The organism is Kribbella qitaiheensis (assembly GCF_042657745.1).
GTDB classification, from domain to species: Bacteria; Actinomycetota; Actinomycetes; order Propionibacteriales; family Kribbellaceae; genus Kribbella; species Kribbella qitaiheensis.
The window spans coordinates 65,130-78,238 of the sequence record NZ_JBHSKE010000043.1 but is presented as its reverse complement, the minus strand read 5'-3'; the positions used below and the strand labels follow the sequence as shown (position 1 = coordinate 78,238).

Here is a 13,109-nt window from a genome sequence, read left to right as displayed (position 1 = left end):
CCGCCTCTATGCGCCTACGCCACGCCCGTCACCGGGCCCGCCGTACACCACTCTGCTGGACGCCACTGCGCGGTGTCCGGTCAGTTCAAGACAGATGTCGATCAGGTCGCCATACGTGGCATGGCCTACGGGAGCGACAAGGTTGAAGGCGCCGTCACGACGCGCCTCGATCGAGTCCAGCAGGAACATTGATACATCGCGGACATCGATCGGTTGGATGGGTTGTTCGGCTGGTGCGGGCATGAGCCAGCGACCGCCGCGGGCGGCGCGTCCTAGTAGCTTCAGCCCGCGGCCTACGTACTCGCCAGGCCCCAAGATCACGCCGGGGCGAACGATGAGACTCCGTGGTCTGCAGGCAGTTGCGGCGGCCTCGCATCCCGCCTTCAGCGTGCCGTATTGTCCGCCGACAGTCAGGTCGGCCAACTCGGCAGAGTCCTCGGTGTAGGTCGGTGACGACGGCCAGAGGGGGGAGGATTCGTCGACCGCAGTGGTCGGCCAGTCCCGGTACGTGCTGACGGTCGACACAAGCACATACTGCTCAACCTGACCCGCAAGTGCTTCAATTACCCGCGCAACGTCGATCGGCTCGTAGGCACTGGTGTCGATGACGGCATCCCAAGGACCAGCTTCGGCCAGGCGGCGGAGATCGGCGTCGTTCGTCCTGTCGCCTACAACGTGTGTGGCACCCGCCGGCGGGTGACCGCTCTTGCCTCGGGAGAAGGCAGTGATCTCCCACCCTCGAGCCGACGCATCGACAATCAGAGTTCGGCCGAGGAACCAGGAGCCTCCGAGAATGAGTACGCGCACGCGAGGACTCTACGGACCTAGACGTTTAGATGCCGAATTGAGCGTTGAGTGAAGTGCAACTAGCGATTTCCGTCAACGTCTGTAGCGTCCCTAGTTAGGAGGGCGAGCGGGTCGACATCGATCGCAGCGGCTATCCGTTCAACGGTGTTTAGAGTCAGGTTGCGCTCGCCGCGCTCGACGCCGCCCATGTAAGTCCGGTGCACATCTAGCACGCGCGCCATTGCTTCCTGACTGAGGCCGTGCTGCAGCCGATAACGCCGCAGGTTGCGTCCAACGGTGCGTTGCAGATCCCCTGTCATAGCCAGACGACCCTGACGGAAATGCTACTTGAAAGTCTACAGACTTATAAGTAGCATCTGTCTCTGTGCCACACCGCAAATATGCAGTCGAACAAGGCAAGAGAGTCATCCCTGCACCCCCATCCAGTTTCTGTCGGAGGCATGCGGCACGATAAGGCCTTTAGGTCGCGCCGGATGAGAGGTGGATGGTGAAGGATCGCAATGCGGACGCTGGCGTCTCGGCGCGCGATCTGCAGGCCTGGCTCACCTCGTACGAAGGCGCTCCCATCCCGACTGCGTGGGTGCCTGGTGCGAAGCCTGATGAGCGAACCCGGCTGGCGGCACTCGGAGGGCTTGTTGGCGCCTTGATGGGGGCTGGCCCAGACGCCAGTCTGCTACCTGCGTTCTCTGCCCAGGACATGAGGCGGTGGGTCACCGAGGGCCCTACTCCACCGGAAGAATTCGTCCTGCGGTACAAGAAGTTGCTTGCATCGGACCGACGCGACACTACCCTTGCCGACTTGTACGCACGAACGGTCTCACCGGTTAGTCGTCGCAACCTAGGGACGTTCTTCACCGCGCCGCGCGAGGTTAACTGGATGGTGGACCAGTGGGCGGCAAGCCAGCCAAAACCTCGTGCGGTCGTCGACGTAGGGGCAGGTGTTGGGATTTTCACAACCACGGCCGCCTCGCGATGGCCGGACGCTCAGGTTTGGGCAGTCGATATCAACCCGGTCACTTTGGGGCTACTCGCGCTTCGCGTACATAACGAGTATCGGATCGAGTCGTCGGTCTCGTTGGATCCGGGGATCCGACTAGTGCTTGATGACTACGTGGCATGGGTCCAGGAGACCTGGCACGACCTTCCATCGGGGCGGCTCGTGCTTGGAAACCCCCCGTACACCCGACTCCAGTTACTGCCACACGGCGAGCGAGCTCGCCTGGCCGCTGCGGCTGGTGGGCTGTGCGGGAACCGTGCGAGTCTCTCAGCGCTAATTACCGCCGCCACACTGCAGCTTCTGCAGCCAGACGATGGACTCTGTCTCCTGCTGCCGGCGCAGTGGCTTGAGTCCGACTACGCGGCGAGGCTACGAGAGCGGATCTGGTCCCTGAAGAACCGACGGGTAGAGCTGCATCTGTTCGCCTCCGAACTCTTCGATGATGCCCAGGTCGACGCTGTTGCTCTCCTTGTAGGCACGGAACGGATCAGCGAGCAACCATTCATACTGGGCCACGATGGGAACACCACTCGAACGCTTCCGCGAGATTCTGCTTCGCCGGACAGATGGAGAGCTCTGTTCGAGAAGGAAACGAAGAACACAGCGCCGAAGCGATCCGGATTCTTGTTAAGAGATTTCGCAAAAATAAAGCGCGGCGTGGCAACAGGGGACAACAAATTCTTCATCGTTACTGATGCCACGCAGCGCGAGCGCCAGTTGCCACAATCTGTACTCCGGCCGCTAATTCGTCGGTTGCGTGACCTGCCGAACGTCTGCGACCAGCGCACTCTTGACCAACTTGAGGAGAAGCACTATCTTCTGGTCGCGACGGAACGACAACTTAAAGATCTTAAGCGGCTGCAGGCCTATATCGCAATTGGTGTAGACGAGGAGACCCCAGAGAGGATCCTCTGCCAAACCCGGCCACGATGGTACGATCTAAACTCAGAGATATTTACGCCCGACGTTATTATCGGTCCGATGACGAAAGATAAGTTCCACCTCGTCGAGAATCGCGCCGAGGCGCTTATCACGAACAATCTCTACGGATTGACATGGAAGCCTGAGACCCCAAGTGATATGAGGCTGGACATCCTCAAGTGGCTGCGCAGCAAGGCTGGTCAGGCGGCTATCACTGAAGCCGCTAGGCGACAAGGGGAAGGCCTAATTAAGATAGAACCGCGGGCGCTCAATGACCTGCCGCTGCCCGCAAAGTTTAGACCGCTGGCGGATACCCTTCTATGAGAAGTGTCGTAGGAAGTCTTACCCGAGCCTCCGTCCATCGGCTGTTTCGGTCATCTGGCAAGTAGGCTGGGAGCGCCGCGGCACGGCACCAGCCCTCGATCTTGACCTCATCAGTGCCAGTGGCAATCGAGCACATGACGAGCGCCCACTCGGAGCTGTACTTTTTACCCACTTCGTATTCATGTCGCGTGATAAAGAACTGCATTGTTCCGGGTTGTGGGCTGCGTTGAGTCTTCACCTCTAAGCGACGTAGTCCGTGTCCAACGAGCATTGGCGCCTGGACGTCGTAGCCTAGGCGATCAGATAGGAGGCTGACTCGCTGCACCTTCGCAGCAAGATCCGGCCGGCCGAAATGATCAAGGTCTCGCCGCAGCATCTCAGTGATGTGATCTTCTCCAGCGGCGCCTGTCTCTGCGCGAGCGTCGGCGGCGTCTGCGACGAGTAGCTCAGAGAAGATCCGCAGAAGCTCGTCATCGTCGTCGAGATCAACGAACTGGCGGAGTTGTGGGGTGGCGTGCACCGTGCCGTTCAACGTCGTCAGCAGGCCGGCACTCATGAGAAGCGCCTCGGCGGCGAGCAGCGCATCGGGCGAATGCTGGCCGAGCGTTGAAGTCATTCTGAAACCAAGCGATACGTCGTCTTGCTGATTGCCGCTGGTATCGATCAGGCGAGCCACACGTATGGCTGCGCGCAACTGGTGCTCGGTTGGCTTCCGTGTCATGCGGCTGCTGATTGCCCTTGCGCGAGATGTTGCAGAACCTCGCGCAGATCGAGTTCGTCATCCAGCACAGGCCCGGAATCCTCTTCATCAGGAAGCGCAAGGCCTACCAGTTCCGGGTCGTCGAGCATCTGTGACAGCCGACGCATTTTCACTTCAACCCGACGACGAACCCGGTCGTCGATCGTGCCGGCCGCGGTCAGCAGGTAGATACGTGTCTCGGTGTCATCTGGCAGACCTAAGCGGTGGATACGGTCGAGGGACTGAAGATACTGTCCTGCGTTGAAGGTGCGGTCGATGTAGATCGCGTCATGACAGACGTGATGCAGGCTGGCGCCCTCGGCCAAGGCCGCTGGATTGGCGAGCAGAACCTGGCAGTCTGCGTCGTATCGGAAGCGGGCCAGTTCCCGTTCGCGTGTCCTCACCCCCGGCAGAGCGTCTTCGGTGCTCGGTACCCCTCCATATACGATGGCTGGTTGCAGATAGGCCAAGTGTTGTTCGAGTGCGAGCAAGTTATCTGGAAAGTTGGACCAAACCAGCGTCTTACGCTTGGGGGTTTGTTGTGTATTGCTGTGGACGATCCGACAAGCGGTCTCTATCTTGGCCGGGATTTCATGGTCAGCGTAGGTTTCGATCATGTGCGCTAGCTGACTTCCGGGAGGAATAGCGAGCGGCGGATAGCGATAAGCTCGACCAGGATCTGCGCTGTTCGATAGAAGTTGAGGACTCGACGCAGCTTGGATCAGGTACATCGCCACTTCGCCCATTTGAGCGAACATCGAAGCGTCCACCGTGTTGAGGTCGAGCAACCCGGCGTACCTGTTCAACATCGCGTCGTAGATGTCCTGCTGTAACTTGCCCATCTCGACGGTCATAGGATGAAACGTGACAGGCGGCAGCCGAAGATGTTCTTTGGTAGTGCGGACATACAGATGCCGTATTGCACCGTTGACGCCGGCCATTGCGTCGCTAGTTGGATCTTTGGCCAGTGCATCGCGGGGCAGGGCGGCGGAAACCGTCCCGCCGGGCCACAGGACGTTAAGCAGCGCTACTAGATCCTTAGGGTGATTGGGCGCTGGCGTCCCGGTCAAGATGTCCCGACGTTGGGCAAGTGGAGCGAGGGTGAGAAGGGATCTTCCCCACTCACCGAGGCTGCCCCTCTTAGCGCGGTGCGCCTCGTCGACGACGAGATGGACGGAGTGACGGTGCATCCAGTCGGTAAGCTGCGGAAGGGAGTTGGCCAGGCGTTGATAGTTAACGAGTAGCACGTCCGGATCGCCGTCGATCCTTCCAGACAGGCGAGATACCCGCGGCGCCGGAGTCAGCACAGCTGCCGCTTCTTCCTCCCAGGCTCCAAAGGCTGACAGAGGGGCAACTACCAACATCCGGTCGACCCGCGACGCCGCCTGCTCGCGCGCGTGGAGGGCGTATGCAACCGTGGTCTTTCCCGCGCCCGGAACAGAGAAATTGGCGCCGTGGCGCATTCTCCACAGGGCTTCGAGATCACGGGTCTGAAAGGATCGCAGCGGACGGATCAGCTCATATCGACCGATATCTGTACCCGAATCAACCCTGGTCGATGCGGACTCGGGACGTGACCCGCTGACAACGGCTCGACGGTCTTGGCGGATAGCGCCGAGCATGTCTATCACGCGTTGGTCAGGTCGGAAAGCCACGCCCGCGCGACGCAGTATCGCGCTGAGGGTTCCGGCGCGCTGAATGAGCTGGTCCGTGGCCAGTCTGGCCGGCTGGTCAGCTGGCGGCATTGCACCAGCGACTGTGGCTGTGATTTCTGCCCAAATGTCATCGCTAACCAGTCGCCGATCCATGACAAGGTGCGAGCCATCGTCAGAGAAGTGCACGGTGATAGCGGGCCCAGCAGCGCCGCCTGTGCTAGTTGCCATCTGCTGATTCCGACCCAATACGTGCGTCGAGCATCTCGTTCGCGATCTCCAACTGCGAGCTGAGGTCGTCCAAGACGGATCGTACGGTGTCTATGTGCTTCTCGAATCCAGCCACCCCGACCGCCTCATCGATAGCGCGGTTCGCTGCAACGAAGTCTTCGTAGGTCTTTTTGAGCAGATTTTCGGGTGCAACCAAGCGTTCGCCTGCGTCAGCTCGGCGCTTGCTGTCGTCCAAGCCTTTCGTGGAAGCAGCCTTGAGGATACGACTGACATCAGCGGCTGCATGCTTGCTTCCATCTGGAAGTGTGACCTTTTCCGAAGGATCAGCGTTGTGCAAGGCGACGGCCAGCCCCAGCAGTTTCGCCTTTGATGGGCTCGCAAGCTGTGGTGAGGTGTTTTCACTGATATCGAGAATGTCGAGATCGGTGCGGTCATCCACTTTGTGGACGTCTTGTGCAGCGTCGGTGATCTCCGCCAGTTTGCTGCCGATCTCGCCATGCGACGAAAGATGATCCACCACATGGCGATCTATCCAACCGCCGTCTGCGTATCGAAGTCTGTGCACGGAGTTATGTCCCAGCATGTACGCGAACAACCATTCGACGATAGCCTCGTCGCCCGCTGCGGGGCTGTCGCGTGCATCGAGCTCCTGCACGCGAGTCAGCAGCTCCTTCCAGTTCTGAAGCTTGCTGCGCTGACCCGAGAACGTGGTGAGCGGCAGCGGGGGTTCGACCAAATAGCGAGCCCGCTCCATGAGCGAAAGGATCTCGAATCGTTTGATGATATCCCTGGCTGGGAGCCGCTGCCGCTTGCCGATCTGCTGCGGTGTCATCTTGCCGCGTATGTGGAGGCGTTTGAGCATCATCAGCTCACTCACAAGGTTGTATGGATCCTTGTGATCGCGCTGCTTCTGGACGACTGCTTCGAGGTCCATCAGTTCGGGGTCGTCGATGTCCGCAGGTAGCACTGCGACACGGATCGCATCCGATTGAAGGTCGCCCTCGTCGCGCAGTTCACGCATCAAGACACAGCGGGTGTTGGCGTTGATGAGGATGCCGGCACGCGTGATGAGGCCCGGCTCATCCTGCCCGTCCTTGAGGCTCTCCTTGAGCTCTTTGGTGTGTTTGTGTGAGGTCCGGACCAGCTTGGCGATGACCTTTTGGGCTTCGCTGCCCAGTGGGTCCGACCTGACGAGCTCGGCCGAGGGGTGGTCATCCAACTCCGGCGCAATCCGGAAGCTGTCGGCGTTCAGCAGCGGGACAGACAGAGGCAGTTTGATCACGGGCAGTACCACGCTGCCTCGCGCGAGCGGTACTGCCATCATCTCGGCGCCTCTCTCGCGCGAGTGTTCCTCCAGGGTTTGGAGAATCTTCTGCTTCCGAGCTTCTTGCGTCATGTCGCCTCTCCAACGGATCCGTTCAGCTTCATTTGAGCTGCGTCCTGCAGCGTAGGGCAGCCCACCGACAACCTACTGTCACCGCATACTGCTCGCTCGACTCGCTGGCGAGCCTTCAGCGTGCGGCTGACAGCGAACGCGCCGACAAAGCCGGGTTGAGCGCACCTTGTCCCCGTCTTGACCTTAAGATGATCTTAGATCAAGGTTTTTCTTTTGACTTTAAATGGGGTGGCGGTCATGGCGACGACGGTCGAGCTTGAGCAGGAGTGGGAGCCAAGCTACGGAAGTTGGGGTGAACTCAAGGACGCGGTTGAGGCAGGGGGTGGCGTTCTGCGGGTCATGATGTGGGACCTTCGGTATCTAGAGGAGGCGGGTCGCCTCGGTGTTCATGTACGGGCCAGCATCAGCCGGAAGCTAATGGGGCTCGGTCTCGCGCACCTGCCGAAGGACCTGCCTGCATACCAGGAGCAGGCGGTCGTCATCTACAAGCTCGGGACGCCGGCCGCCGCGGTAATCGATGCGGTCAGCGGAGGTGGTACGCGGGAGGCTGAGGCTGCGCTCAGACGCCTGAATACGTCACGCGACTCGGAGAAGTTGCTAGCCGTGACGGAGAAGTTTGCCGAGCTGAGCGAGATCCTCGAAAGCTGACACGTGTCACCACTCGAGCTTGGCTGGAAAAGATTCACATCTCCGCGGAGATGGCCGAAGATTTGCAACGGCAATTGTGTGTACGAGATAACCCGTAGCAGCTGCGACTCAACTCGGTTATGGTTCCTACCACGTGCTTGCCGTGGTTAAATGAAGTAAGAATTAAACAGCGGTGGCGCTGGAGAGGAAACATCGTGAGCAGTAGTCCTACTTCGGCGGATTCGGCGCCCAAGGAAGCTGGGAAGGATCCACGCGCCGCGCTTGCGAAATGGGCCAATAAAAGCGACGAGTGGCTGCGGTACATCGCGCGCCAGGTGATCGCGACGACCCGGGAGCTTCCGGCTACCGATATCGAGCACGCCTATAACCTCTTTCGTCAAGAGAAGCTGATCGACAAGCGAAAGCTGGATGTCGAACCAGAGTTGGCGGTGACTACCGGTCAAGATGAGGCCGAAGAACCGCTAGCTATCTCGAAGCTTTCTGAAGTGCGGGGCGTGAACGCACTTGTTCCGGGAGCGGTTATCGAGCCACACGCAGGGCTGACGATCCTGTTCGGCGAGAACGGGACGGGCAAGACAGGCTATGCGCGAGTCTTCAAGGCGCTCGCCAACAGTCGAACGGCCGACACCATCCTTGGAGATATTGCTGTCCATGAAGACGTGAGTAAGTCGGCTGTAATTGACTACACCCTGGGAACTGAAGCTCACCATGCGACGTGGGGTGGCGAGCAGGGTCTGTCGCCGTTCACGCGTATGTCGATTTTCGATAGCCCGGCCGTCAATGTGCATCTGGACTCTGACCTCGAATACGTCTACGTGCCCGCGGTTCTGTCGCTCTTCAACTATGTCAGCCACGCGATTCGAGCCGTACAGAAGAAGCTGGATCAGGATATTGCCAACTTGAAGACGGCAATCCCTGGCTTGCTCGCCCGGTTTCCGAGAGAGTCGAGTGTCTATCCGCAGATCGAGACGCTGAGCGCTGCGACCGACCTAGAAGCGCTTCGCAAGCTCGCTGCTTTTGGTGATGAACCCAAGACGCAGTTGGAACACCTCGTGCAAGCGGTTGCTGCGCTTGAGGCAAACACGGTGGCGGCCCAACTTCCGGTTCTGCAACGCCTTAGTGCGGTATTGGGGGAAGCGGAGACCGCAGCAAAGTTCTTGTCGGTCTTCGATGCGACGGCGTACAACGACAACTTGGTCAAGCTCGCCGCACTCCGAGGCGATCAAACACAGTTGCGTGAGCAGCTTTTCATCGCGGCGTCGCTTCCGGCTGCGCCAGACAACACATGGTCGGCGTTCATTGCTAGCGGTGAGGCGTACAAGCAGCACTTGCAGAGCGAAGGGGTGCACGACGAAGACCGCTGCTTGTACTGTCGTCAACCCCTTGCCGCGCCGGCGCTAGTCCTGCTCGCCCGATACAGCGAGTACCTGGAAGACAAGTTGAGCAGTGACATTCGAGCTTTGGAAGAGGCTCTGTCAGTGGCTCAGTCCTCGGTAAAGTCACTCATTGGTCCTGGCATGCTTTCGTTCATCTCGGAGCAAGAGGTTCTCGACGAACGCGTCCCACAGTACGACCTACTTGCTCGGGTGAAGTCCTTGGGTGAAGCTTTTCGGTTCGCGATTGGTGAAGCCAAGCCGGTAGAGGCGAAGTGGACCGAGGACGCTGCTGGCGCGTTGGGTGAGGTGCAGAAGGTTCGGACCGAGACGGTTACTCTGGTCGAAGGGGTACAAAAGCAGCTAAACGACCGTACGGCGGCCCTCAAAGAGAAGAAGGCCGAGCGAGTGGAACTGGCCGGGCGGGTGGAACTGGCCGCCGTCTGGGAGCAGGTTGAGTCAAAGGTCAAGGGTGAGGCACTGGCTGCCCGGATCGCGATTCTTGTCAAGAAAATGGCCGTCTATCTGCGACAGGTCACTGAGTTGGCTAAGAGCGCCAGTGATCAGCTTATCAATCAGAGTTTCGACACTTTGTTTGCTGAGGAGTGCAAGCACCTCCGAGCGCCAGCGCTGGATGTTCAGTTTGTTGGTCGCGAGGGGAAGCCGCACCGCCGACGCACACTTGGTGGAAGTTACAAGCCTTCAAAGGTGCTTTCAGAGGGTGAGCAGAAGGTTCTTGCTATCGCTGACTTCCTCGCCGAGGCGCGGTTGACGGGAATCACTGCTCCTATCATCTTTGATGATCCAGTGTCGAGCCTTGACCATCGGCGCATCAATGAAGTAGCACATCGGATTGCTGGACTGACTGACAACAACCAGGTGATCGTCTTTACGCATGACATCCTGTTCGCAACGAAACTACTGTCGCTGTTCGAGAAGTCGAAGCGCTGCACCTACTACGCTGTGACGGATGACGGGGGTAAGGGCCACGTTGCGCCTGCTACTGGGCCACGCCTGGATAGCCTCAGCGATCTGAAGAAGCGAATCAACAAGAAGATCGCGGCGGCCGAAGCCGTAGACGGAGAAGCGCGAGACGCGCTGATCCGTGAAGGGTATTCATGTATGCGGTCGTGGTGCGAGGTGTTCACTGAAGATGAGCTGCTCAACGGTGTTACGCGTAGGTACCAGCCGAATGTTCGGATGACCACTTTGCCGGATCTTAAGCTGGGAGCGATGAAGCCTGCGATCGACGTGGTGTTCCCCATCTTCGAGGAGGCTTGTAGGCAGACCGAAGCCCACTCGCAACCACTGTTGTCGCTCGGGGTCTCATCGACGTTGGCTGACCTCAAGGCGCACTGGGCGGAGCTAGAAGCATGTCGTACGGAGTTCCTCAAGGCCTGATGTCGCGCCTCAGGGGCGTCCGTGCGAATCTCGCATCTTCATACCGGCGCGTTTCATTGCCTTGTAGATCGTCGAGTGATCACGACCGAGTCGTCTGCCAACTTCCACGAGTGAATATCCGTCGTTGTAGAGCATCGTTGCTCGTCTGAGTTCTGACTCCGTCATCCGCGGGTAGCGGACGTTGATGCCGGCCTCTCGGAGGACCTTGACAACGCTCTTCTTGCTTAGCGAGAACATCGAGCCAATGGCTGCGGATGACGCTCCGGCCTCGTACTCGACGATGATCTGAGCCACAGTCTCGCCATCAAGCCTCTCGTCGAGCCTTTGAACGCGTGGGGTCGGTGTGGCGCCGGTCACGGGTCTTTCGGGTGTTGTTTCAAGTGCGACGGACGCCGCCAGATCTTGGAGCTTCTCCAGTAGTAGGGGCTGGTTCGAGTAACGCCCCATAACCTCCACCTGACGTTACGTTCGATCTTGATCCACGGATCACCTAACCCGTAGGATCGGCGATCCAAGCCGTTGCCCCGCCGGCGACGCAGCAGTTGCGTGGAATTATGGTGCGCATCGTTGGGGGGAGAAGGTTCTGTCTAGCTTTCCGTTGTATGCGGATGTACGCGCGCAAGCCCCGGAGGATATTCCGGAGGAAGTTGTGTGGCAGCGCTATGTCGAGGGTTGCCAGAGACTCGTCATCGAGACAGAGGAGGCCATGGGGGCAAGTCGTGGCGAGGTCGCCTCCGTACTTGCGAGCGAGGTCATCGAGGCCATCTTCGGCGAAGACTGGGTCGCGAGCAATCTGGCTGAGGCGAAAGCCTACGCGACGCAAAGCAACGATCCCGAGGTGAAGCGAGCCTTTCTCCACGAGGAGATGCAGCTAGGCCGCTACTTGTTCGACCTGCAACCTTACGACTTCTTTCCGGACCTAATCGCGGGCTTGCGTAACCGGCACAACGAGCTGCGCGGAGCGATGTTCGAGGCCGAAGTTGTCTGGTTGCTCAAGTACATACCGCTCCAGTCTGCGATCAGAATACCCACGGGCATCAAGACCAACGATTATGACATCGGCGTCCCATTTGGCGACGATGAATGGCCCATAGAAGTAAAAGCCAAAGAAGACATCGCGTTTACCCCAAAGACGCTCAAGCAAACCCTCGAGACTGCGCGTCGACAGTTGCCTCCGGGAGGCGTCGGTACTATCTTCGTGCGAATTCCTCGAACTTGGGGTGATCTCGCTGCTTATGGGGACGATGCTGAGACGGTCATCTCTGATGCACTACGATCGAGCAGTCGTGTTCATGCAGTAGTCTTGATCTCCGACGCTTGGACTACTGAGCTGAATCAGCGTTTCCAGACTCCCCGACTAGTTGCTCGTGTCTTCTGCTCGACGGACTGCGACCCCCGGGTCAAGAAGCTGCTCGAATCATACCAAGTCCTCTGGAATGCGGATCCGGTGATGTTTCATCCAGTGTGGTCGAGAGTCATCTAAACGCTAGTTCCCGAATCTGTGATGAAGATAGTTTACGAATCGCCATTCTAATCTGTCTCGGAATTCCAGGTATATCAGTGTTGCAGTCAGTACGTTGAATGCCAGGCTGTCTAGATCTTGAGCAATGCACCCCACGTGTTTTGCGGCGACTTTGTAACCGCCCATCAACGCAGGACTGAACGGCGCGTTGACGAATACGAGCAGCTTCTCTACGCCACGGTCCTTCAGTAGATCCGACAGTAAAGAAGAGTCGGAGCGACGAGGTATGGCTTCCGGCTGTTCGTGGATGAGGACCGCGCACGGTCCCTGCGCTTGGAACATCTGTCCCTCAATGCGAAACGTCTCACCCTCGTCATAGCCGAACTCGGTCATAGCCGGATGTGTCCACTCGTACGTGTAGTGCATGCGTCCCATGCTGAGGCTTGCCCGATCGCCTTGCGGCCGAGGCGACCCTAGCAAGAGTGCTGGATCGAGTCTCTCCTGTTCTTCGAAGCCGTGAACCTCTAGTAGGCGGAGAACGAGGGCCCGGTAATCATCGGGATCCATGGGAGCTAGGGCAGAGCGCAAAGGATCAAACCGATGACCCAGTGGGCGTCCACGCCATGACGGGCCATCGATGCGCATGGATCGATGTCTGAGTAGCAGGCCTAGGCGCTCAGCGTCGAGGATGGCCGCCCGTCTCACATGTAAGGTAACCGACTGCTGGCCTTCGGTGAAGGTGCTTGGGGCGAATAGTCGTTCGCCCCACATTCGATCGACGATGTCGCGAACGTCCTCAAGGATGAACTCACCCGTGGCTTCAAGATAGATAGCGATATATACAGCCTCAGGTTGAGCGTACCAAAACTTCAAAAGCTCAAGTGAGACCGATGACGAGACGATTGTGGCTGATGCGAGCTGATGGGCGGGCAAGGTCTTCGCGTGTTTGCCCTTCAGTTGGAACCAGACCTTGGCGTCAGCGAGCGGACTAGAATACTGGGATGATGAAGGGCCATGAAGGTGTAACCCAATATCGATGCCAGCACGATCTCTCTCGTACTTGATAATCGTGCCGTATTGAGCAACAAGCGCCCGGAACTTTCCAGTATAGACATCCTCAAATTGGTCTTCATTTCCAACGTTAGGCATGTTCTCGCC

At 58.7% G+C, this 13,109-nt stretch carries 11 protein-coding genes and 1 pseudogene; 5 read left to right on the top strand and 7 right to left on the bottom strand.

The genetic code is table 11. The features are described 5' to 3' along the window. A partial coding sequence (locus ACFPJ1_RS27580) for a hypothetical protein (RefSeq protein ID WP_380108268.1) occupies nucleotides 1-192 on the top strand: 192 nt, incomplete at its 5' end. Nucleotides 193-600: 408 nt separating this feature from the next. On the opposite strand, the pseudogene ACFPJ1_RS27575 reads toward ACFPJ1_RS27580, so the two are convergent. Then, nucleotides 601-807, bottom strand: a pseudogene (locus tag ACFPJ1_RS27575) (NAD-dependent epimerase/dehydratase family protein); the annotation flags it as partial. Between the two features lie 59 nt (nucleotides 808-866). Next, nucleotides 867-1,106, bottom strand: coding sequence for a helix-turn-helix domain-containing protein (locus ACFPJ1_RS27570; RefSeq protein ID WP_380108266.1), 240 nt, complete (start codon nucleotides 1,104-1,106; stop codon nucleotides 867-869). Nucleotides 1,107-1,291: 185 nt separating this feature from the next. On the opposite strand from ACFPJ1_RS27570, the gene ACFPJ1_RS27565 reads away from it, so the two are divergent. Then, the gene (locus ACFPJ1_RS27565; protein ID WP_380108265.1) at nucleotides 1,292-3,049 is read left to right on the top strand and encodes a class I SAM-dependent methyltransferase; all 1,758 of its coding nucleotides are present in this window, start codon (nucleotides 1,292-1,294) and stop codon (nucleotides 3,047-3,049) included. Here ACFPJ1_RS27565 and ACFPJ1_RS27560 read toward each other — a convergent pair. The 3 genes from ACFPJ1_RS27560 to ACFPJ1_RS27550 are packed head-to-tail and all read right to left on the bottom strand — an operon-like array spanning nucleotide 3,021 to nucleotide 7,067. Beyond that, nucleotides 3,021-3,770 (bottom strand): protein NO VEIN domain-containing protein, encoded by a 750-nt coding sequence (locus ACFPJ1_RS27560; RefSeq protein ID WP_380108264.1) that lies wholly within the window; start codon nucleotides 3,768-3,770, stop codon nucleotides 3,021-3,023. The genes ACFPJ1_RS27565 and ACFPJ1_RS27560 overlap by 29 nt on opposite strands. Continuing rightward, nucleotides 3,767-5,629: an SNF2-related protein gene (locus ACFPJ1_RS27555; RefSeq protein WP_380108263.1), complete on the bottom strand. Its 1,863-nt coding sequence runs from the start codon at nucleotides 5,627-5,629 to the stop codon at nucleotides 3,767-3,769. Before ACFPJ1_RS27555 ends, ACFPJ1_RS27560 begins: the two co-directional genes overlap by 4 nt. A 31-nt stretch (nucleotides 5,630-5,660) precedes the next feature. Then, a complete protein-coding gene (locus ACFPJ1_RS27550) occupies nucleotides 5,661-7,067 on the bottom strand; it encodes a hypothetical protein (protein WP_380108262.1) in 1,407 nt (468 codons plus the stop codon). A gap of 237 nt (nucleotides 7,068-7,304) precedes the next feature. Between ACFPJ1_RS27550 and ACFPJ1_RS27545 the strand changes: the two genes are divergently transcribed. Together ACFPJ1_RS27545 and ACFPJ1_RS27540 are read left to right on the top strand one after the other, a co-directional pair. After that, nucleotides 7,305-7,715, top strand: coding sequence for a hypothetical protein (locus ACFPJ1_RS27545; protein ID WP_380108261.1), 411 nt, complete (start codon nucleotides 7,305-7,307; stop codon nucleotides 7,713-7,715). Between the two features lie 194 nt (nucleotides 7,716-7,909). Next, the gene (locus tag ACFPJ1_RS27540; RefSeq protein ID WP_380108260.1) at nucleotides 7,910-10,489 is read left to right on the top strand and encodes an AAA family ATPase; all 2,580 of its coding nucleotides are present in this window, start codon (nucleotides 7,910-7,912) and stop codon (nucleotides 10,487-10,489) included. Between the two features lie 9 nt (nucleotides 10,490-10,498). On the opposite strand, the gene ACFPJ1_RS27535 is transcribed toward ACFPJ1_RS27540, so the two are convergent. After that, nucleotides 10,499-10,936, bottom strand: a complete 438-nt coding sequence (locus ACFPJ1_RS27535) for a helix-turn-helix domain-containing protein (RefSeq protein ID WP_380108259.1) — start codon at nucleotides 10,934-10,936, stop codon at nucleotides 10,499-10,501. Nucleotides 10,937-11,087: 151 nt separating this feature from the next. Between ACFPJ1_RS27535 and ACFPJ1_RS27530 the strand changes: the two genes are divergently transcribed. Then, nucleotides 11,088-11,972, top strand: coding sequence for a hypothetical protein (locus ACFPJ1_RS27530; protein ID WP_380108258.1), 885 nt, complete (start codon nucleotides 11,088-11,090; stop codon nucleotides 11,970-11,972). A gap of 3 nt (nucleotides 11,973-11,975) precedes the next feature. Here the strand turns inward: ACFPJ1_RS27530 and ACFPJ1_RS27525 are convergent, their stop codons facing one another. Then, nucleotides 11,976-13,100 (bottom strand): hypothetical protein, encoded by a 1,125-nt coding sequence (locus tag ACFPJ1_RS27525; RefSeq protein ID WP_380108257.1) that lies wholly within the window; start codon nucleotides 13,098-13,100, stop codon nucleotides 11,976-11,978. Between the last annotated feature and the right edge of the window lie 9 nt (nucleotides 13,101-13,109).